The 19,943-nt window shown below is 54.5% G+C and carries 19 protein-coding genes and 1 riboswitch; of the genes, 9 read left to right on the plus strand and 10 right to left on the minus strand.

Features of this window, described 5'->3' with window-relative positions; genetic code table 11:
• Window positions 1-4: 4 nt before the first annotated feature.
• From ftsL to leuO, 7 genes are all read right to left on the minus strand, one after another.
• Window positions 5-367, minus strand: coding sequence for a cell division protein FtsL (ftsL, locus tag FOC35_RS05300; protein ID WP_016534888.1), 363 nt, complete (start codon window positions 365-367; stop codon window positions 5-7).
• On the minus strand, window positions 364-1,305 hold the full coding sequence (rsmH, locus tag FOC35_RS05305) for a 16S rRNA (cytosine(1402)-N(4))-methyltransferase RsmH (RefSeq protein WP_172568360.1): 942 nt from the start codon (window positions 1,303-1,305) through the stop codon (window positions 364-366). Before rsmH ends, ftsL begins: the two co-directional genes overlap by 4 nt.
• A 3-nt stretch (window positions 1,306-1,308) precedes the next feature.
• Complete coding sequence (gene mraZ, locus FOC35_RS05310; RefSeq protein ID WP_016534886.1) at window positions 1,309-1,767, minus strand: division/cell wall cluster transcriptional repressor MraZ; 459 nt, start codon at window positions 1,765-1,767, stop codon at window positions 1,309-1,311.
• A 563-nt stretch (window positions 1,768-2,330) separates the two neighbouring features.
• Window positions 2,331-3,335: a catabolite repressor/activator gene (gene cra / locus FOC35_RS05315; RefSeq protein ID WP_016534883.1), complete on the minus strand. Its 1,005-nt coding sequence runs from the start codon at window positions 3,333-3,335 to the stop codon at window positions 2,331-2,333.
• Between the two features lie 176 nt (window positions 3,336-3,511).
• A complete protein-coding gene (ilvN, locus tag FOC35_RS05320; protein WP_016534881.1) occupies window positions 3,512-4,003 on the minus strand; it encodes an acetolactate synthase small subunit in 492 nt (163 codons plus the stop codon).
• Between the two features lie 2 nt (window positions 4,004-4,005).
• Window positions 4,006-5,730 carry an acetolactate synthase 3 large subunit gene (ilvI, locus tag FOC35_RS05325; RefSeq protein WP_172568361.1) on the minus strand — a complete coding sequence of 575 codons (1,725 nt, stop codon included), beginning with the start codon at window positions 5,728-5,730 and terminating at the stop codon, window positions 4,006-4,008.
• 406 nt (window positions 5,731-6,136) lie between these two features.
• The gene (leuO, locus tag FOC35_RS05330; RefSeq protein WP_172570329.1) at window positions 6,137-7,081 is read right to left on the minus strand and encodes a transcriptional regulator LeuO; all 945 of its coding nucleotides are present in this window, start codon (window positions 7,079-7,081) and stop codon (window positions 6,137-6,139) included.
• Between the two features lie 458 nt (window positions 7,082-7,539).
• On the opposite strand from leuO, the gene leuL reads away from it, so the two are divergent.
• From leuL to leuD, 5 genes are all read left to right on the plus strand, one after another.
• Window positions 7,540-7,623, plus strand: coding sequence for a leu operon leader peptide (gene leuL / locus FOC35_RS22930; protein WP_227318491.1), 84 nt, complete (start codon window positions 7,540-7,542; stop codon window positions 7,621-7,623).
• A 91-nt stretch (window positions 7,624-7,714) separates the two neighbouring features.
• Window positions 7,715-9,292 carry a 2-isopropylmalate synthase gene (gene leuA / locus FOC35_RS05340; protein WP_016534877.1) on the plus strand — a complete coding sequence of 526 codons (1,578 nt, stop codon included), beginning with the start codon at window positions 7,715-7,717 and terminating at the stop codon, window positions 9,290-9,292.
• Window positions 9,292-10,383 carry a 3-isopropylmalate dehydrogenase gene (gene leuB / locus FOC35_RS05345; RefSeq protein WP_172568362.1) on the plus strand — a complete coding sequence of 364 codons (1,092 nt, stop codon included), beginning with the start codon at window positions 9,292-9,294 and terminating at the stop codon, window positions 10,381-10,383. The genes leuA and leuB overlap by 1 nt, the downstream gene beginning before the upstream one ends.
• A gap of 2 nt (window positions 10,384-10,385) precedes the next feature.
• Window positions 10,386-11,786, plus strand: a complete 1,401-nt coding sequence (gene leuC / locus FOC35_RS05350) for a 3-isopropylmalate dehydratase large subunit (RefSeq protein WP_016534875.1) — start codon at window positions 10,386-10,388, stop codon at window positions 11,784-11,786.
• Between the two features lie 11 nt (window positions 11,787-11,797).
• On the plus strand, window positions 11,798-12,403 hold the full coding sequence (gene leuD, locus FOC35_RS05355) for a 3-isopropylmalate dehydratase small subunit (protein WP_172568363.1): 606 nt from the start codon (window positions 11,798-11,800) through the stop codon (window positions 12,401-12,403).
• A gap of 39 nt (window positions 12,404-12,442) precedes the next feature.
• On the opposite strand, the gene FOC35_RS05360 is transcribed toward leuD, so the two are convergent.
• Window positions 12,443-13,621 carry a sugar efflux transporter gene (locus tag FOC35_RS05360; protein WP_172568364.1) on the minus strand — a complete coding sequence of 393 codons (1,179 nt, stop codon included), beginning with the start codon at window positions 13,619-13,621 and terminating at the stop codon, window positions 12,443-12,445.
• A gap of 112 nt (window positions 13,622-13,733) precedes the next feature.
• The gene (gene sgrT, locus FOC35_RS05365) at window positions 13,734-13,913 is read right to left on the minus strand and encodes a glucose uptake inhibitor SgrT (RefSeq protein ID WP_039897904.1); all 180 of its coding nucleotides are present in this window, start codon (window positions 13,911-13,913) and stop codon (window positions 13,734-13,736) included.
• Between the two features lie 87 nt (window positions 13,914-14,000).
• Between sgrT and sgrR the strand changes: the two genes are divergently transcribed.
• From sgrR to thiQ, 4 genes are all read left to right on the plus strand, one after another.
• Window positions 14,001-15,659, plus strand: coding sequence for an HTH-type transcriptional regulator SgrR (gene sgrR, locus FOC35_RS05370; protein ID WP_039897902.1), 1,659 nt, complete (start codon window positions 14,001-14,003; stop codon window positions 15,657-15,659).
• Window positions 15,660-15,694: 35 nt separating this feature from the next.
• Window positions 15,695-15,796: riboswitch (TPP riboswitch) on the plus strand.
• 32 nt (window positions 15,797-15,828) lie between these two features.
• On the plus strand, window positions 15,829-16,812 hold the full coding sequence (thiB, locus tag FOC35_RS05375) for a thiamine ABC transporter substrate binding subunit (protein ID WP_172568365.1): 984 nt from the start codon (window positions 15,829-15,831) through the stop codon (window positions 16,810-16,812).
• Window positions 16,788-18,398, plus strand: a complete 1,611-nt coding sequence (gene thiP, locus FOC35_RS05380) for a thiamine/thiamine pyrophosphate ABC transporter permease ThiP (RefSeq protein WP_172568366.1) — start codon at window positions 16,788-16,790, stop codon at window positions 18,396-18,398. The genes thiB and thiP overlap by 25 nt, the downstream gene beginning before the upstream one ends.
• Complete coding sequence (thiQ, locus tag FOC35_RS05385; RefSeq protein ID WP_172568367.1) at window positions 18,382-19,080, plus strand: thiamine ABC transporter ATP-binding protein ThiQ; 699 nt, start codon at window positions 18,382-18,384, stop codon at window positions 19,078-19,080. Before thiP ends, thiQ begins: the two co-directional genes overlap by 17 nt.
• Here thiQ and FOC35_RS05390 read toward each other — a convergent pair.
• Window positions 19,077-19,844, minus strand: coding sequence for a DedA family protein (locus FOC35_RS05390; protein ID WP_016534868.1), 768 nt, complete (start codon window positions 19,842-19,844; stop codon window positions 19,077-19,079). The two genes, thiQ and FOC35_RS05390, sit on opposite strands and share 4 nt — an antisense overlap.
• Between the last annotated feature and the right edge of the window lie 99 nt (window positions 19,845-19,943).

Raw genomic sequence — 19,943 nt, forward strand, 5'->3', positions numbered from 1 at the left:
TTCCTTATTGCTGAACTACGATGTTTTCCTGCGAAGGATCGACATGCTGCAATTGCAGCTTTTCCGTCGCGATCCGCTCCACCCGGCTATGATCGCCGAGCGCATTTTCTTCAAGAATCAGGTTGCGCCACTCAATATCCAGCGCGTCGCGTTCCAGAACCATCTGCTCACGCTGTGCTGTCAGTAGGCGAGTATGGTGCGCCGTGGTCACCACTGAAACGGCGGTGATAATGCTGGCGATGAACAAACAGAGTGGCAGTTTCCCGTGTCGCAGCAGATCGCCGCCGATCACCGTCGGCAAGGCGTGGCGCTCATTGCTGCCGAGCTGCGTGACCTTGCTGAGGGTTTCTGTCACTCGGTTGATCATGCGTTAGTCCTCTCGGCGATACGCAAAACGGAACTGCGCGCGCGCGGATTCTCCGCAACTTCTTCCTCGCCCGGCATCATTTTGCCGAGCGCCTTCAGGTAGCGGCCGCCCAGTTTATTCAGCTGAGCCTCCGTCATCGGCAGACCGGCCGGAACCTGTGGACCACGGCTGTTTTCACGCATAAAGCGTTTGACGATACGGTCTTCCAGAGAGTGGAAACTGATAATCGACAGACGCCCTCCGGTTGCCAGCGCGGCCAGCGATCCTTTTAGCGCCTTTTCAATTTCGTCCAGCTCGCTGTTGATCCAGATACGAATAGCCTGGAAAGTGCGGGTGGCCGGATGTTTGAACTTGTCTTTTACCGGCATCGCGGCGGCTACAACGGCCGCCAGCTCTTTGGTACGCGTCATCGGCTCTTCACGATTGCGCTCCACAATGGCGCGCGCGATACGCTTACCAAAGCGTTCTTCACCGAAAGTTTTGATAACCCAGGCAATATCAGCTTCTTCTGCTGTCATCAGCCACTGGGCGGCAGACTGGCCACGTGTTGGATCCATACGCATATCCAGCGGGCCATCTCGCATAAAGGAGAAACCACGTTCAGCGTCATCCAGTTGAGGGGACGAAACGCCAAGATCCAGCAAAATGCCGTCGATCTTGCCTTCCAGTTCGCGCTCGCGGGCGTAATCTGCCAGCGCAGAGAATGGGCCATGAATGATGGAGAAGCGTGGGTCATCAATAGCGGCTGCCGCGGCGATCGCCTGCGGATCGCGGTCAATCGCCAGCAGACGACCCTGTTCACCAAGCTGGGACAGGATCAGGCGTGAGTGGCCACCGCGACCAAAAGTGCCATCAATGTAGATGCCGTCAGGACGAATATTAAGGCCGTTCACGGCCTCGTCCAGCAGCACCGTAGTATGTTTAAAATTTTCCATCATTTCTTAAAGTGACAAGTCCTGCAGACGTTCCGACAAGGTATTGGTCGAAGCCTGCTCAGCGTCGATATCTTCCCTGACCTGTTGATGCCAGGTCGTTTCATCCCACAGCTCAAACTTATTGAACTGCCCGACCAGCATTACTTCTTTGGTAAGCCCGGCGTGCTGGCGTAAAACTGGCGCCAGCAGCAATCGCCCGGCGCTATCCATCTGACATTCACTGGCATGACCCAGTAACAACCGCTGTACGCGGCGTTCTGCGGGGTTCATGCTCGACAGACGGGCAAGCTTTTGTTCAATAATTTCCCATTCAGGAACGGTATAAAGCAGCAGGCAGGGGTGATGGATGTCGATGGTGCAAACCATCTGACCTTCAGAGATTTCGACTAGCTTTTCCCGATAACGGGTAGGTACGGCAAGCCGCCCCTTGCTGTCGAGATTGACTAACGTTGCTCCACGGAACATGCCAGCCTCACCCTATAATGACCCATTCCACCACTTTACCCCACAAATTCCCACATAAAGGAGTTTACGGAGCGGAGGAAAACCTTGTCAAGCCAGCCAGGCCGCTTACGGGAATAAATTCCCGCGCCTAAGCGATTGATAAATGGCTGGCGTGAAAAGGGCCGCATTAGCGAGGCAAAATTAACGTCATGAATATTTGAAAGAAAAAGACCAATAAACACCAACAGCGTTAAAACGACTAAATACTTGTTTTGGGAAATATTAAGTGCGCAGTTTGCGACGCGGTCGGCATTTTAAGGTATTTCGGGGCTGGATAACAGCGCCAGATGCCCGCCCGGCGCAGGCTGAGCGTAAAGAGTAAAGAAAGCGAGGTGGCTAATGATTAATAATCCAACATTTCTTATCTGTGGGTGTGTAACAAAATAATACAAAGAAGAGATTTATTTAGCCGATGGGGATTTTTTATCACATTTTTCCCGGCTAATTAATTGCCTTAAAAAATAAGGGTAAATATACCGGAAAGTTCTTAATTAACTTTAGGGCAGCCGAAACTGCCCTCAGGATTAGTAGCGACTCAGGCTACCGCGACGATAAAGATTTCTGCGAATTCGGGTTAAACCCGGCTTCGGTTTACGCGGTTCGTCTAGGCTTGCCAGCACCAATTCAAGCACCCTTTCGGCAACATCTCGATGGCGTTGAGCAACCGCAAGCACCGGGCATTGCAGGAAGTCCAGCAGCTCGTTGTCGCCAAAGGTAGCGATCGCCAGCTCAGAAGGAAGGCGGCCCTGGCGGCGCAGCGTGACGTCCATTACGCCCTGCAGCAGCGCAAACGAGGTGGTATAAAGCGCGTCCGGCATTTCGTGGGTTTCCAGCCATTTTTCAAAAAGCTGAGCCGCTGCCTCGCGCTCATAGCTGTTGGCATAGAGGTAGTTGACGGTACGCGGGTCGTCTTTCCAGGCGGTACGGAAACCCTGTTCACGCAGGAAACTGACCGAAAGCTCGGGCAGCGCACCGAGGTAAAGAATATTATCGCCGGGGAATTTGCGCAGCTCTTCGGCCAGCATTTCCGCATCGTCCTGATCGGCACCGACGACGCTGGTGAAATGCTCGCGATCTAACGCCCTGTCAAGCGCGATAATAGGAAACGAATCGTTCGCCCAGCGCTGATAGAAAGGGTGCTCCGGAGGCAGCGATGTCGAAACAATGATCGCATCAACCTGGCGCTGTAAAAGATGCTCGATGCAGCGCATTTCGTTGTCCGGCTGATCTTCCGAACAGGCGATCAGCAGCTGATAGCCGCGCTGGCGAGCCTGGCGCTCAAGATAGTTAGCAATACGGGTGTAGCTGGTGTTCTCCAGGTCAGGGATAACCAAACCGATAGAACGCGTGCGCCCGGCGCGCAAACCTGCGGCCACCGCATTCGGGTGGTAGTTATGCTCCCGTACCACCGCCATAACTTTCTCAACGGTTTTATCGCTGACGCGATACTGCTTCGCCTTCCCGTTGATGACGTAGCTCGCCGTAGTGCGTGACACTCCTGCCAGGCGCGCGATTTCATCCAATTTCACTGTAGCCCCTTACTCTCCAGGTGACCCATAACCATACCCTGGCTATGGTTAACAACATTTACATCTAAGCGCAGAATAATAACTCCGGCAACCGCTTTTGCAGGGTGTTGTTTTCTGGTTTGCAAAAAAAAGCCCGGCAGTGATTACCGGGCCTGTGAGTTAGATCACATTAGTGACTAGCGCATAATCTTATCGCCGCGCGAAACGCCGACGACGCCCGAGCGGGCAATCTCAACGATTTTCGCCACATCGCGAATCGCATCGAGAAAAGCATTCAGCTTATCGCTGGTGCCGGCAAGCTGTACCGTGTAGAGCGTCGGCGTCACGTCGATGATTTGCCCCCGGAAAATCTCCGCGCTGCGTTTCACCTCTTCGCGCCCGTACCCGCTGGCCTGAACTTTAACCAGCATGATTTCGCGCTCAACATACGCGCCCTGCCCCAGTTCGCTTACCCGCAGCACATCCACCAGCTTGTGCAGCTGCTTTTCGATCTGCTCCAGCACTTTTTCATCGCCCACCGTCTGAATAGTCATCCGGGAGAGCGTAGGATCGTCAGTGGGTGCCACGGTCAGGCTTTCAATGTTGTAGCCACGCTGGGAGAACAGGCCAATAACGCGAGATAACGCTCCTGATTCATTCTCCAGTAATACAGATAATATCCGGCGCATAATCAGGTTCTCTCCGTTTTGCTTAACCACATTTCATCCATTCCGCCGCCGCGGATCTGCATCGGATAAACGTGTTCTGTTCCATCGACCATGACATCCACAAATACCAGGCGGCCGCCGCGTACGGTTTCCAGGGCGTGTGCCAGCTGGCTTTCAAGCTCTTCGGGCTTAGTAATGGTGATGCCAACGTGGCCGTAAGCCTCCGCCAGCTTCGCAAAGTCAGGCAGCGACTCCATATAAGACTGAGAATGGCGGCCCGAATAGATCATGTCCTGCCACTGTTTTACCATCCCGAGATAGCGGTTGTTCAGGTTCAGTACCAGCACCGACAGGCCATACTGCAGGGCAGTAGAAAGCTCCTGAATATTCATCTGGATACTGCCATCACCAGTCACACAGATAACGGTTTCATCCGGCAATGCCATTTTCACGCCAAGCGCGGCAGGCAGGCCAAAGCCCATGGTGCCAAGCCCGCCCGAGTTAATCCAACGGCGAGGCTTATCGAACGGATAATAAAGCGCGGCAAACATCTGATGCTGGCCCACGTCGGAAGTGACATATGCCTCTCCTTTCGTCAGACGGTATGCCGTCTCTATCACCGCCTGTGGTTTAATCGCTGCGCTGCTACGGTCGAATTCGAGGCAGTGTCGAGCGCGCCATTGTTCAATGTGCTGCCACCAGTCACGAATCTCATCGCCGGACTGCTGCGTCTCTTCATGAGCCAGCAGGTCCAGCATCTGGGTCAGAACCTGATGAGCGTCGCCCACGATTGGCACATCCGCAGCCACGGTTTTGGAAATAGAAGTCGGATCGATGTCGATATGCAGTACGGTGGCATTCGGGCAATATTTTGCGAGATTATTGGTGGTGCGATCGTCAAAGCGCACGCCAACCGCAAAAATAACATCGGAATGGTGCATCGCCATGTTGGCTTCATAAGTGCCGTGCATACCGAGCATGCCCAGTGCCTGACGGTGCGTTGCCGGGAAGGCTCCCAGCCCCATCAAAGAAGAAACCACCGGAATATTTAGCTTTTCAGCGAGCGTCAGCAGTTGTTCATGACATGCCGAATTAATAGCGCCCCCGCCGACGTACATAACCGGCTTTTTAGCCGCAATCAGGGTTTGCAGAGCACGTTTAATCTGCCCTTTATGTCCCTGCGTCGTCGGGTTATAGGAGCGCATACTGACGGATTCGGGCCAAGCGTACGGCAGCTTATTCGCCGGACTCATAATATCTTTTGGCAGGTCGACTACAACCGGGCCAGGCCGGCCGCTCGAAGCCAGCCAGAATGCTTTTTTGATGGTGGCGGGAATGTCTTCGACCTGTTTTACCAGGAAGCTGTGCTTTACCACCGGCCGGGAAATGCCGACCATATCGCACTCCTGAAAAGCGTCATAACCAATCAGAGAAGTTGCAACCTGCCCTGACAGCACCACCATTGGAATAGAATCCATATAGGCGGTTGCGATACCGGTGATGGCATTGGTTGCACCGGGACCAGAAGTCACCAGCACCACGCCCGTTTCGCCGGTCGCACGCGCCAGGCCGTCGGCCATATGCACCGCCGCCTGTTCATGGCGCACCAGCACATGATCGATTCCGCCCATAGTATGAAGCGCGTCGTAAATATCGAGGACCGCGCCTCCCGGGTAGCCGAATACCTGCTTAACGCCCTGGTCGATTAACGACCGGACGACCATCTCGGCTCCTGACAACATCTCCATGGTTTTGCCTCCAGGCTCACGTTTTTGACCGCACGCAGAACTCATTTCCGCGCCGTCGTTGCGACAGGTTGTGTCTCTGCCTGTTTTGTTTTTATAGGTTTAGCTTATTAACATAACCGCTCAAAATCGCTCAGGCAATTATCCACCTACGCAATCCGGGGCAGCGAATTTGGCCTCATCGCTACAAAACCTGAACATAGCGGAGCTATCAACTGAACAGCGGGGAGGCTTGTTAACGAATATGTCAGAGATGGAGGTAAATGCAGTGCGTTATACATTAATTTAGAGATTCAAAACCGCCGCAGAGCGGCAGTCAGAAAGTGCTAAAGTATAAAATGCTGCATTTTAAACAAAAGGGAGAAAAAAGAACGGTGACCTTCCGCGATTGCTGGCCAATTTGCCTTTTTCACTGACAGCAAATTGTCTTTATTAGAGTCTGCATCCACAAATGCCCTCTGTCCTGCTCGGCTGATTCATGCCACGACAGATAACAGGTTCGAGTTTTTTGCGCAAAAGGAAGCGGAAAAATATTTATTTTCAGTTCATTAGCGAACTTCTCAGCCAGCCAACGCGGCGCTACGCCGACCAGTTTCGTCTGCGAAACCACATTCAAAACGCTGGTAATCGCTACGCCCTGCCAGGCAATAGAATTTTGTTTTTCAGCCGTATCATACCAAAGAAAACTGAATGAGCCGTAGTTATCCAGAGAAGCGGTAGCATGGCGCTCATTATAAAAATCGGTGATGCTGAACGAGTCACAAAAGCCTGGATGTTGCGGCCCGGTAACTAATACCATTTCGTCCTTAAACAGCACCATGCGCTTAAATTCGGGCCGAACAAACTCTTCGTAACTAATCACAAAGTCGACTTTCTGATGCCGCATCTGATGCTCAATATCAGGGCCAAAACATGATTTAAAACCCAACTTAATATAGGGTGCGGAATATTTAACCGCATCATAAAAAATCGGTATTATTCGGTTATCCAGCGGGCTGGAAATGCAAATATTAAAAACTCGCTCACTTCCAAGAGGATCAAACCCGGCGCCCGGTAGCTCATTCTGAACCAGTTGCAGGACGTGGCGCACAATACTGAACAGCTGAAACGCCCTTCCGGTTGGCTGTATGCCTCGCCCATAGCGGACGAAAAGCTCATCGTTAAACATTATCTTCAGCCGGGAAACCGCATTGCTGACCGCTGGCTGAGACATCCCCAGCAGTCTGGCGGCCCCGGTAATACTTTCAGCCTGCATCACGGCGTCAAAAACCGTGAGCAAATTCAGGTCAACTTCTCGCAATTGTGATTTTATTATTTCCTGAACATTCGGACATTCAATGAGTTCATCAGTCATTTTATTACTCCAGCAGCAAATTGGGTTCCCTTCCACGGTTCAAGAACCTGAAAACTCCGTCATCAATATTTACTCGACTGGCAAACTGGGCTGATGGTACTTTCCAAAGCATGCACCTTTAAATATTAAGCTCACCCCATTTATAAGCAACCATTAACAATTAACAAGAAGCATTAAAACTTACCCGTATTTAATATCGTTTTTGCCAGCGGGAAAACAATACATGATTTTTATAATATTCATACAAGGTACTATCAAAAAACGACCATAATCGAAAATTGATTAATTTAACTGTGATGCTTTCATATATATTCGTAAAAAATTCTTTAGTGGTGTTTTCCTCTGAATGAGAAACCGTGAAAAGCGACATACCCGCTGCGCCTGTCTGGATAAGTGTTGACAGCCGCCAGCAGATCAAGTACCAATTAATACATCACGAAATTACTCAGGGCTTGAACATGAATCACAGCATCCGCCTACTTGGTCTACTACTAAACGCATCATATTTGCGCGGTAGACTGGTGGGCGACAATCAGCGTTGATTCAAGCCTTCAGACAAATAAAACCCGCGCCAATGCGCGGGTTTTTTTATGCTCGTAGCGAAGGCGCCCAGGACAGATAAAGGACCTAACCATGAGCCAGCAAGTTATTATTTTTGATACTACATTGCGTGACGGTGAGCAGGCATTACAGGCCAGCCTGAGCGTGAAAGAGAAACTGCAGATAGCCATGGCGCTGGAACGTATGGGCGTAGATGTAATGGAAGTCGGCTTCCCGGTCTCCTCTCCGGGTGATTTCGAGTCCGTTCAGACCATCGCCCGTAATATCAAAAACAGCCGTGTTTGTGCTTTGGCCCGCTGCGTAGAGAAAGATATTGATGTTGCCGCCGAGTCGCTGAAAGTTGCCGAAGCTTTCCGAATTCATACCTTTATCGCCACTTCGCCGATGCATATTGCCACCAAGCTGCGCAGTACGCTGGACGAAGTTATCGAGCGTGCCGTTTACATGGTAAAACGCGCCCGCAACTACACCGATGATGTTGAGTTTTCCTGTGAAGATGCTGGCCGTACGCCAATCGCCGATCTGGCTCGCGTAGTAGAAGCCGCGATTAACGCTGGCGCTACCACCATCAACATCCCGGACACCGTCGGCTATACCATGCCGTTTGAGTTCTCCAACATCATCACCGGCCTGTATGAGCGTGTGCCAAATATCGACAAAGCGATTATCTCCGTTCACACCCATGACGACCTGGGCCTGGCCGTCGGCAACGCCATCGCTGCGGTGCACGCGGGTGCTCGCCAGGTTGAAGGCGCGATGAACGGCATCGGCGAGCGCGCGGGTAACTGCTCGCTGGAAGAAGTCATAATGGCTATCAAGGTGCGCAAGGACATCATGAACCTGCACACCCGCATCAATCATCAGGAAATCTGGCGCACCAGCCAGATGGTCAGCCAAATCTGCAATATGCCGGTCCCGGCTAACAAAGCCATCGTCGGCACCGGCGCTTTCGCCCACTCCTCCGGCATTCACCAGGACGGCGTGCTGAAGAACCGCGAAAACTACGAAATCATGACCCCGGAATCCATTGGCCTGAACCAGGTGCAGTTAAACCTGACCTCTCGCTCCGGTCGTGCGGCCGTGAAGCACCGCATGGATGAAATGGGTTACAAAGAAAACGACTACAGCCTGGATAATCTGTACGACGCCTTCCTGAAACTGGCAGATAAAAAAGGCCAGGTCTTTGACTACGATCTGGAAGCATTGGCCTTCATCAACAAACAGCAGGAAGAGCCCGAACACTTCCGCCTGGACTACTTCAGCGTGCAGTCAGGCTCCAACGGCATCGCCACCGCCTCCGTGAAGCTGGCCTGCGGGGAAGAAATTAAGGCCGAAGCGGCAAACGGCAACGGCCCTGTAGATGCCGTGTACCAGGCTATTAACCGCATCACCGAATACGATATTGAGCTGGTGAAATACAGCTTGAGCGCTAAAGGCCAGGGTAAAGACGCGCTGGGCCAGGTTGATATCGTCGCCAACTACAACGGTCGCCGCTTCCACGGCGTCGGCCTGACTACCGACATCGTCGAGTCATCCGCCAAAGCGATGGTGCATGTGCTGAACAACATCTGGCGCGCCGGTGAAGTCGAAAAAGAATTGCAACGCAAAGCTCAACATCAGAATAAAGAACAAAATCAGGAAACCGTGTAATGTCGAAAAATTATCATATTGCAGTTTTGCCGGGCGACGGTATTGGCCCGGAAGTGATGGCTCAGGCCCTGAAAGTACTGGATGCAGTTCGTAACCGCTTTGATATCCGCATCACCACCAGCACGCATGACGTAGGCGGTGCGGCTATCGATCGTCACGGCAGCCCGCTGCCGCAGGCAACGGTTGAAGGCTGCGAGCAGGCCGATGCGATTTTATTCGGCTCCGTGGGCGGCCCTAAATGGGAACATTTACCGCCGGCAGAGCAGCCCGAGCGCGGTGCCCTGCTGCCGCTGCGCAAACATTTCAAACTGTTCAGCAACCTGCGTCCGGCGCGTCTGTATCAGGGGCTGGAAGAGTTTTGCCCGCTGCGCGCCGATATCGCGGCAAACGGCTTCGACATTCTGTGCGTTCGCGAACTGACCGGCGGGATTTACTTCGGCCAGCCTAAGGGCCGCGAAGGCAGCGGCATGCACGAAAAAGCCTACGATACTGAGGTTTACCACCGCTTTGAGATCGAGCGAATCGCCCGTATCGCTTTTGAATCCGCGCGTAAACGCCGCGGTAAAGTGACCTCTATCGACAAAGCGAACGTGCTGCAAACTTCGCTGTTGTGGCGGGAAATCGTCAACGAAATCGGCAAAGAATACCCTGACGTGTCGCTGTCCCATATGTATATCGACAACGCCACCATGCAGTTAATTAAAGATCCTTCTCAGTTTGACGTGCTGCTGTGCTCCAACTTGTTTGGCGATATTTTGTCCGACGAGTGCGCGATGATAACCGGTTCCATGGGGATGCTGCCGTCCGCCAGCCTGAACGAGCAGGGCTTTGGCCTGTACGAACCTGCGGGCGGTTCCGCGCCGGACATCGCAGGCAAGAACATCGCCAACCCTATCGCGCAAATCCTGTCGCTGGCGCTGCTGCTGCGCTACAGCCTGAATGCGGAACAGGCCGCTCAGGCTATCGAAGGCGCAATTAACCGCGCGTTAGAAGAAGGCCACCGCACCGGCGACTTAGCCCGTGATGGTAAAGCAATCAGCACCGACGAAATGGGCGATATCATTGCCCGCTACGTGGCTCAGGGGAAGTAATCATGGCTAAGACCTTATATCAGAAATTGTACGACGCCCATGTGGTCTTTGAAGCCCCGGAAGAGACGCCGCTGCTGTACATCGACCGCCATCTGGTGCATGAAGTGACCTCTCCACAGGCATTCGACGGCCTGCGCGCCCACGGCCGCCCTGTGCGCCAGCCGGGGAAGACTTTCGCCACCATGGATCACAACGTTTCAACCCAGACCAAAGACATCAACGCTTCCGGCGAGATGGCCCGCATTCAGATGCAGGAGTTGATGAAGAACTGCAAAGAGTTTGGCGTTGAACTGTACGATTTGAACCACCCTTACCAGGGCATTGTCCACGTGATGGGGCCGGAACAGGGCATTACTCTGCCGGGCATGACCATCGTGTGCGGCGACTCCCACACCGCCACCCACGGCGCTTTTGGCGCGCTGGCGTTCGGCATCGGTACTTCCGAAGTTGAACACGTGCTGGCAACACAGACCCTGAAACAGGGACGCGCTAAGACTATGAAGATCGAGGTCAAAGGCACCGCAGCACCCGGTATCACGGCCAAAGATATCGTGCTGGCGATCATCGGTAAAACCGGCAGCGCGGGCGGTACCGGCCACGTCGTTGAGTTCTGCGGGGAAGCTATCCGTGCCCTGAGCATGGAAGGCCGCATGACGCTGTGCAACATGGCTATTGAAATGGGTGCTAAGGCGGGTCTGGTCGCGCCGGACGAAACCACCTTCAACTATGTTAATGGCCGCCTGCACGCACCAAAAGGCGCTGACTGGGACGATGCGGTTGCTTACTGGAAAACCTTCAGCACCGATGAAGGCGCTAACTTCGACACCACCGTAACGTTAGACGCCGCTGAAATCGCACCGCAGGTAACCTGGGGAACCAACCCAGGCCAGGTCATCTCGGTGACCGACAATATCCCGAACCCTGACTCGTTCAGCGATCCGGTTGAGCGCGCCTCTGCCGAGAAAGCGTTGGCCTATATGGGCCTGAAGCCGGGCATCCCGCTGACCGAAGTGGCTATTGATAAAGTGTTTATCGGCTCCTGTACCAACTCGCGTATCGAAGACCTGCGTGCGGCGGCCGAAATCGCAAAAGGGCGCAAAGTTGCTCCCGGCGTACTGGCGATGGTGGTTCCAGGCTCCGGCCCTGTTAAAGCTCAGGCCGAAGCCGAAGGTCTGGACAAAATTTTCATTGAGGCCGGTTTTGAATGGCGCCTTCCGGGCTGCTCCATGTGCCTGGCTATGAACAACGACCGCCTGAACCCGGGCGAGCGCTGCGCCTCCACCAGCAACCGTAACTTTGAAGGTCGCCAGGGCCGCGGTGGGCGTACTCATCTGGTCAGCCCTGCAATGGCCGCCGCCGCCGCGGTTGCCGGTCATTTTGCTGATATTCGTACATTGAAATAAGAGGAACTACCATGGCAGAGAAATTTATCCAACATACAGGCCTGGTCGTTCCGCTGGACGCGGCGAACGTCGATACCGATGCCATTATACCGAAGCAGTTTTTGCAGAAGGTTACCCGCACCGGTTTTGGCGCTCACCTGTTTAACGACTGGCGTTTTCTGGATGATGCGGGCCAGCAGCCGAACCCAGAGTTCGTGCTGAACTACCCTGAGTTTAAAGGCGCTTCTATTCTGCTGGCGCGTGAAAACTTTGGCTGCGGCTCTTCCCGCGAGCATGCGCCCTGGGCGTTGACCGACTACGGTTTTAAAGTGGTTATCGCCCCGAGCTTCGCCGATATCTTCTACGGCAACTCGTTTAACAACCAGCTGCTGCCGGTCATTCTGAGCGACGAGCAGGTGGACGAGCTGTTTAAGCTTGTCGCCGCTCAGCCGGGGATTAAGTTTGTGGTAGATCTGGAGGCGAAAACCGTTCAGGCAGGCGAGAAAAGCTACTCGTTCGAGCTCGACAGCTTCCGCCGTCACTGTATGTTAAACGGTCTGGACAGCATCGGCCTGACATTGCAGCACGAAGCCGCTATTTCCGGCTACGAGCAAAAATTACCGGCCTTTATGCAGTAACGCTTAGCCCTCTCCTTTTCCGGGAGAGGGCTAAAATTATCAAACATTCTTAACCCGGCTGGTGAGGTAAAGCGCAACAACAGCCAGCCCCGCCATCAGCCAGTACACCGAATAGTGACCAAAACTCTCCGCCAGCGCGCCCTGTAAAATCCCCGCCAGAATGACGCCCGTTGAAATACTGTTGGTAAATAACGTAGTAGCAGACCCCGGCCTGCCGGGCATTAAGTCCTGGAACCACAACATACCGATCCCGGCAATAATGCCGATAAACACCGCGTTAAACAGCTGCAAGGCCAGCAGCGCCGCCTTACCGTGAAAGAAAATCAGCCCGAGGTAAAACAGCACGCCAGCCGCCACCGCGACCACCATCATGTTTCGCTTACCGAAGCGCTTCACGTAGTAGCCCGCCAGAATCATCGCCGGGATTTCCAGCCCGGCGGCGGTGCCCATTAATAGGCCCGCTAGCTCGTCCGGCAGGCCGAGATCCTGGCTTATCCACAGCGGCATATCGATGATGTACATGGTGTTGCAGGTCCACATCAGCATTGAGGCAATAAACAGCATGCGGACATTGCTGTCCTTCCAGCCGCTGACCTGTGTTATGGCGACTTCGGCGGGTTGCTCCACCCTGGCAACCGAAGGCAAAGCAAAAACAATCAGCGCCAGCGAGATAACAAAAATCCCGGCGGCAATAAGAAACATGGTGGTAAAGCCGTATTTCAGCGCCAGCATAAAAGAGAGCGGCGGGCCAATCACCCAGGCAAGCGAGAGCTGGGCGCGCATCACCGAGCTGAACATCACCACTTCCCGCGCGGAGCGGTCAGCATATTCACGCGCCAGGGCAAAGATTTGCGGCATAGCGGTGTTAGCAATGGAGGCGAACATCACACCAACGGTAATCAACGTCAGATAGTGGCGGTTAAAAGCAAACAAAATGCAGTTCGCAACCGCCATCACACAGCACACCATAATCAGCTTGCGCCTGTCGCCCTGGCTGTCCGATCTCTTTGCCAGCAGTAGGCTGACGGCTATCCCGGCGATGGCGTTGACGGTGTAGAACAGCCCGACCCAGAACGGGCGCACCTCAACTTCTCGTGTTAAAAAGAGGCTAAGCGTTGGGGCCTGTAGCGCACCCGCTATCCCCATCATAAAAGCGACAGCCATAAAAGCGGCATATACCGGGTTAAAACGACGTGCGCGGGTCAAAAACCAGAGCATGGAATGTCCTTAAAAGGCCAAGGAGTCGGAGGCAGAGGCTAAGCGCGTAAATTTTAAACGAAAAAAGCCAGCAGTAAACAGCTGCTGGCCGGTGAAAAGCACCAATACTCAGTCACACATGAGTCGGCGCGGGGGTATTTTCGGGCATCGGGGTTGTAACCTCCCACTGCATCAAGTCTTCGAGCATCCTTAGTCTTTGCTCTACCGTCAGGCGAGCCAGCCATCCAGAACGAACAGATTGTGTCGCAGCAAAGTACTGTTGGAAAAACTTCACAGGTGATGACCGCATCATAAACACCTCCTCGCTTCATCGCCGATGATTATTGACGTAATATAGGGATAGTTAAATTGATGAGTTTCCAGCGGGAGTTCCTCTTTTATGTCTTCGTCACGTCTGCAACAACAATTCATCCGCCTGTGGCAGTGCTGCGAGGGCAAACCACAGGAAACTACGCTTAATGATCTGGCCGAGCTGCTGAGCTGTTCACGTCGCCATATGCGCACATTGCTGAACGCCATGCAGGAAAAAGGCTGGCTAAGCTGGCAGGCCGAAGCGGGCCGCGGCAAACGCTCGCAGCTCACCTTTCTCTATACCGGGCTGGCGCTTCAGCAACAGCGAGCCGAAGATTTGCTCGAGCAGGATCGCATCGATCAGCTGGTTCAAATCGTTGGCGATAAGGCGGCTGTGCGCCAGATGCTTATCTCCCATTTGGGACGCAGCTTCCGCCAGGGCCGCCATATTTTGCGTGTGCTTTACTACCGCCCGCTGCTTAACCTGCTGCCCGGCTCGGCGCTGCGGCGCTCCGAAACCCATATCGCAAGGCAAATTTTTAGCGGCCTGACGCGTATAAATGAGGAAAATGGGGAACTGGAAGCGGATATTGCCCATCACTGGCAGCAAATATCCCCTTTACGCTGGCGCTTCTTTCTCCGCCCCGGCATTCATTTCCATCATGGCCGGGAGCTGGACATGCTGGATATCATTACCTCGCTACAGCGCATCAATACCCTGCCGCTGTTTGCCCACATCACGCAGATAACCTCCCCGACCACCTGGACGCTGGATATTCATCTCAGCCAGCCGGATGACTGGCTGCCGTGGCTGCTGGGTAGCGTTAACGCCATGATCCTGCCGCGCGAATGGACGACGATGCCGGATTTTGCCAGCCAACCCGTTGGCACAGGGCCTTATTCCGTCGCCCGTAATAATCGCAACCAGCTGAAGATCCATGCATTTGATGATTACTTCGGCTTCCGGGCGCTGATTGATGAGGTTAACTTCTGGGTACTGCCGGAGGTGGGGGAAGAGTCGAGCTGCGGCGTGCAGCTACAGGGCATGCCGGACAGCGAAAAAGCCGTTGAAAGCCGCCCCGAAGAAGGCTGCTACTACCTGCTGTTCGACAGCCGCTCCACGCTCGGGGTTCACGAAGGCGTACGCCAGTGGATTGGCCACATCCTTTCGCCGGTCAATCTCATTTACCGTGCGGCCGAGCAGTATCAGCAATACTGGTTCCCTGCCTACGGCCTGCTGCCGCGCTGGCATCATTCGCGCCCCGGCCCGCTGCCCGCCAGGCCTGCTGGCCTCGAAAGCATTACCCTCACCTACTACCGCGACCATGTAGAACACCGCGTTATCAGCAATATCATGACCGAACTGCTGGCCGAGCAGGGCGTGAAGCTGATTATCCAGGAAGTCGATTACGCCGAGTGGCACCAGGGCGATGCGCAAAGCGATATCTGGCTGAACAGCGTTAACTTTACGATGCCGCTGGAATATTCCCTGTTTGCCCAGCTATATGAAGTGCCGCTTATCCAAAAATGCATGCCGCTGGACTGGCAGGGCGACGCACGCCGCTGGCACGGAAAAACCCTTCCTCTGCCGGAATGGTGCAAGCAAATGCTGGAGCGAAACGACGTTATGCCCTTGATTCACCACTGGTTGCGCATCGAAGGTCAGCGCAGTATGCGCGGGGTAAGAATGAACACCCTCGGCTGGTTTGATTTTAAATCAGCCTGGTTTGCGCCACCCGGTCCATAACGCTTTCGTAACACAGAGGAAATCAGTAGAATCCTCCCTGCTCAACGGGGTGCCAGGACAAATTGTCCGCGCTGAGATAATACCCGTCGAACCTGATCCGGATAACGCCGGCGAAGGGATTTGAGACAGTCCGCTCAATTCCTTTGCCCCCTTTTATAAGAGGTGCGAAGTGTTCAAAAAATTACTGCCGCTGCTGGCGCTGGTCGCCGCTCCCGTTTTTGCTAAGCCCGTATTAACCGTTTACACCTACGACTCATTTTCCGCCGACTGGGGCCCTGGCCCGGCGGTTAAAAAAGCGTTTGAGGCCGACTGTAACTGCGAACTGAAATTTGTCGCGCTGGAAGACGGCGTGTCGCTGCTCAACCGCGTGCGCATGGAAGGTAAAAACAGCAAGGCTGACGTGGTGCTGGGGCTGGACAACAACCTGCTGGACGCGGCTTCACAAACTAAACTGTTTGCGCCATCCAATATCGATACCGCTAGCCTGAAAGTGCCCGGCGGCTGGAAAAACAGCACGTTTGTTCCTTATGATTACGGCTACTTCGCTTTTGTTTATGACAAAAACAAGCTGAAAAACCCGCCGAAAAGCCTGAAAGAGCTGGTCGAAAGCGACCAGAAATGGAAAGTGATTTATCAGGACCCACGTACCAGCACGCCGGGGCTGGGTTTGCTGCTCTGGATGCAGAAAGTGTATGGCGACAAAGCGCCAGAAGCCTGGCAGAAGCTGGCGAAAAAAACCGTCACCGTCACCAAAGGCTGGAGCGAAGCTTATGGCCTGTTCCTCAAAGGTGAAGCCGACCTGGTCATGAGCTACACCACCTCCCCGGCTTACCACATCATTGAAGAGAAGAAAGACAACTACGCAGCCGCGTACTTCAGTGAAGGCCACTACCTGCAGGTTGAAGTTGCCGGGCGTCTTGCCAGCAGCAAACAGCCCGAGCTGGCGGAGAAATTTATCAAATTCATTACCCCCCCTGGGTTCCAGAACACTATCGCTACCGGCAACTGGATGTATCCGGTAACCGACGTGAAATTACCCGCTGGTTTTGACGGGCTGGTGAAACCGCAAACCACGCTGGAGTTTACGCCTCAGCAGGTCGCGGCCCAACGAGCAACCTGGATTAGTGAATGGCAACGCGCCGTCAGCCGCTGATCCCCGGCTGGCTCTTTCCAGGGCTATTTGCCGCCACGCTGGTGGTGGCGGTAGCCCTGGCGGCTTTCCTTGCGCTGTGGTTTAACGCTCCGCAAACGGACGTCTCCGCGCTGCTGCAGGACAGCTATATCTGGCATGTTCTGCGCTTCTCTTTCTGGCAGGCCTTTCTTTCCGCCGCACTCTCCGTTTTCCCGGCTATCTTTTTAGCTCGGGCGCTTTATCGACGGCGTTTTCCAGGCCGTATGGCGCTGCTGCGGCTGTGCGCCATGACGCTGGTGCTGCCGGTGCTTGTCGCGGTATTCGGCATTCTCTCGGTTTACGGGCGCGAAGGCTGGCTGGCAACGCTTTGCAGCTTGCTTGGCCTCGAGTGGCATTTCTCGCCTTACGGCTTACAGGGCATCCTTCTCGCGCATGTTTTTTTCAACATGCCGATGGCCACCCGCCTGCTGCTCCAGGCGTTGAATAATATTCCGTCAGAGCAGCGCCAGCTGGCCGCGCAGCTGGGTATGCAGGGCTGGAATTTCTTTCGCTTCGTCGAATGGCCGTGGCTGCGGCGGCAAATTCTGCCGGCCGGGGCGCTTATCTTTATGCTCTGCTTTGCCAGTTTCGCGACCGTGCTCTCGCTGGGCGGAGGACCTCAGGCAACAACCATCGAACTGGCTATCTTCCAGGCCCTGAGCTACGACTACGATCCTGCCAGAGCCGCGCTGCTTGCGCTGCTGCAAATGGCTTGCTGCCTTGGGCTGGTGCTGCTCAGCCAAAGACTAAGCAAGGCTATCCCCGTGGGTTCAAGCCAGCTACAAGGCTGGCGAGATCCGCAGGATTCTCTGCGCCGTAAACTGTGCGATGGCCTGCTCATCGGGCTGGCATTGCTGCTATTGCTCCCGCCTTTGCTGGCGGTAATGTTCGACGGAGTCAATAGCAGCATGAGCAGCGTGCTCCGGCAGGCCGCGCTCTGGCAGGCGCTCTGGACTTCGCTGCGCATTGCAGTTGCCGCCGGAATTATCTGCGTTGTGTTAACCATGATGCTGCTGTGGAGCTCGCGTGAACTGCGGCTGCGCAAGCGAGTGTTTGCCGGGCAGGCTATAGAACTAAGCGGTATGTTAATTTTGGCAATGCCGGGCATCGTACTGGCTACCGGCTTCTTCCTGCTGCTCAATAATACCGTCGGCCTGCCCCAGTCTGCCGATGCAATTGTCATTTTTACCAATGCGCTGATGGCCATTCCCTATGCGCTGAAAGTGCTGGAAAACCCAATGCGTGACGTGGCGGAACGCTATACGCAGCTCTGCCAGTCGCTGAATATTCGCGGTTTGAATCGCCTGCGGTTTATTGAACTCAGGGCGCTAAAAATCCCAATTTCTCAGGCGCTGGCGTTTGCCTGCGTGCTCTCTATCGGCGATTTTGGCGTGGTTGCGTTGTTTGGCAATGAAGATTTCCGCACGCTGCCGTTTTGGCTGTACCAGCAAATCGGCTCTTACCGCAGCCAGGATGGCGCGGTGACGGCGCTGTTGCTATTACTTCTGTGCTTTATGCTGTTCACTTTGATTGAAAAATTACCGGGGCGCGATGCTAACTCTGACTGATGTAACCTGGCTGTATCAGCATTTACCCATGCGCTTTTCTCTCCGCGTTACCGCCGGTGAACGCGTGGCAATCCTTGGGCCAAGCGGCGCGGGGAAAAGCACGCTGCTGAGCCTGGTTGCCGGTTTCCTTGAACCGGCCAGCGGCAGCATCAAGCTGGACGGAAAAGAACATACCCGAACGCCGCCTTCGGCTCGCCCTGTGTCCATGCTATTTCAGGAAAACAACCTGTTCAGCCACCTTACCGTTCGGCAAAACATCGCCCTCGGTATGCACCCCGGTATGAAGCTAAATACGCAGCAGCAGAGCAGGCTGGTGGCAATGGCAGAGCGCATGGGGTTGCAGGAGATGCTTGACCGTCTGCCGTCCCAGCTTTCCGGCGGCCAGCGCCAGCGTGTGGCGCTGGCCCGTTGTCTGGTGCGTCAGCAGCCTATTTTATTGCTGGATGAACCCTTTTCGGCGCTCGACCCGGCGCTGCGCCAGGAAATGCTACAGCTGCTTGATGAGCTGTGTCGGGAGCAGCGGCTGACGCTGCTGATGGTCTCTCATAGCACTGAAGATACGGCGCGCATTGCCGAACGCAGCCTTGTCGTTATGGACGGACGTATAGCCTGGGATGGGGAAACAAAAACGCTGCTAAGCGGCGAGGCAAGCGCCTCGACGCTGTTGGGTATCGGCCGCTAGTGGGATAAAACCTTCCACAAAATATCCCAGTAAACCGGCATCAGCGGATGCTGAAGCAGCGCCACGAGGCTGCCGATTCCGGCCACCAGCATCAACGGCGCCAGCCAGTGTAAACGCGATCGTGGCAGAAAGCGGGTAAGCCTATCTGAGCCGCTCTTATCGCTACGATACCAACGCCAGCACAGCCAGGCGGCCAGCCATAACAGCAGCGCCACCGCCAGCAGCAGCCACTTAAAGCTGGCGCTCTTCATATCTGCCGGAATGTCTATCGCCGCGCCGGCCAAAATACCGGGCATAAAATAGAGCGGAGGCCAGAGCAGGCAGCCAATGATATTCGGCGGCAGAAACTTAGCCAGCGGCAAGTCCAGCATTCCGGCAACCATCGGCACCAGCGGCCGCGTCGGGCCAACAAACCGCCCAACCAGGATGGTAAACATGCTGTGCTGATGCAGGGCGTGCTCGGTTTTATCCAGCAGCGCCTTGTTTTTCTTCATAAACGACCAGCGGTGCAGCGGCCCTTTAAAACGCTGCCCCAGCCAGAATGAAATCCAGTCGCCCAGCAGACAGCCTACAATTCCTGCGCCCCATGCATAGTAAAAATTGACCTGCCCGCTGCCGATAAGCGCGCCAAGCCCCGCCATCATCACCGTGCCCGGCAGGATAAGCCCCACCAGCGCCAGCGACTCAAAGAAGGCCACCAGCATCACCGCGAAAAGCGAATATGCTACTGACTGCGTAATAAAGTGTTCCAGTAAGGCTTCCATAGGCTTTCCGTCGATAAACGAGCGGGGGATTCTCCAGAATTAACGTGATGGCCGTCAAGGTATCATTTATATGAATAAATAATAGCCGGGAAAGTTCCG

This window comes from Cedecea sp. FDAARGOS_727, from assembly GCF_012273235.1.
GTDB classification, from domain to species: domain Bacteria; phylum Pseudomonadota; class Gammaproteobacteria; order Enterobacterales; family Enterobacteriaceae; genus Cedecea; species Cedecea davisae.

Bases quoted from the DNA above. Each gene is read 5' to 3' on its own strand.
- ftsL (WP_016534888.1), bottom strand. From the start codon at position 367: ATGATCAACCGAGTGACAGAAACCCTCAGCAAGGTCACGCAGCTCGGC.
- rsmH (WP_172568360.1), bottom strand. From the start codon at position 1,305: ATGATGGAAAATTTTAAACATACTACGGTGCTGCTGGACGAGGCCGTG.
- mraZ (WP_016534886.1), bottom strand. From the start codon at position 1,767: ATGTTCCGTGGAGCAACGTTAGTCAATCTCGACAGCAAGGGGCGGCTT.
- ilvN (WP_016534881.1), bottom strand. From the start codon at position 4,003: ATGCGCCGGATATTATCTGTATTACTGGAGAATGAATCAGGAGCGTTA.
- ilvI (WP_172568361.1), bottom strand. From the start codon at position 5,730: ATGGAGATGTTGTCAGGAGCCGAGATGGTCGTCCGGTCGTTAATCGAC.
- leuO (WP_172570329.1), bottom strand. From the start codon at position 7,081: ATGACTGATGAACTCATTGAATGTCCGAATGTTCAGGAAATAATAAAA.
- leuL (WP_227318491.1), top strand. From the start codon at position 7,540: ATGAATCACAGCATCCGCCTACTTGGTCTACTACTAAACGCATCATAT.
- leuA (WP_016534877.1), top strand. From the start codon at position 7,715: ATGAGCCAGCAAGTTATTATTTTTGATACTACATTGCGTGACGGTGAG.
- leuB (WP_172568362.1), top strand. From the start codon at position 9,292: ATGTCGAAAAATTATCATATTGCAGTTTTGCCGGGCGACGGTATTGGC.
- leuC (WP_016534875.1), top strand. From the start codon at position 10,386: ATGGCTAAGACCTTATATCAGAAATTGTACGACGCCCATGTGGTCTTT.
- leuD (WP_172568363.1), top strand. From the start codon at position 11,798: ATGGCAGAGAAATTTATCCAACATACAGGCCTGGTCGTTCCGCTGGAC.
- FOC35_RS05360 (WP_172568364.1), bottom strand. From the start codon at position 13,621: ATGCTCTGGTTTTTGACCCGCGCACGTCGTTTTAACCCGGTATATGCC.
- sgrT (WP_039897904.1), bottom strand. From the start codon at position 13,913: ATGATGCGGTCATCACCTGTGAAGTTTTTCCAACAGTACTTTGCTGCG.
- sgrR (WP_039897902.1), top strand. From the start codon at position 14,001: ATGTCTTCGTCACGTCTGCAACAACAATTCATCCGCCTGTGGCAGTGC.
- thiP (WP_172568366.1), top strand. From the start codon at position 16,788: ATGGCAACGCGCCGTCAGCCGCTGATCCCCGGCTGGCTCTTTCCAGGG.
- thiQ (WP_172568367.1), top strand. From the start codon at position 18,382: ATGCTAACTCTGACTGATGTAACCTGGCTGTATCAGCATTTACCCATG.
- FOC35_RS05390 (WP_016534868.1), bottom strand. From the start codon at position 19,844: ATGGAAGCCTTACTGGAACACTTTATTACGCAGTCAGTAGCATATTCG.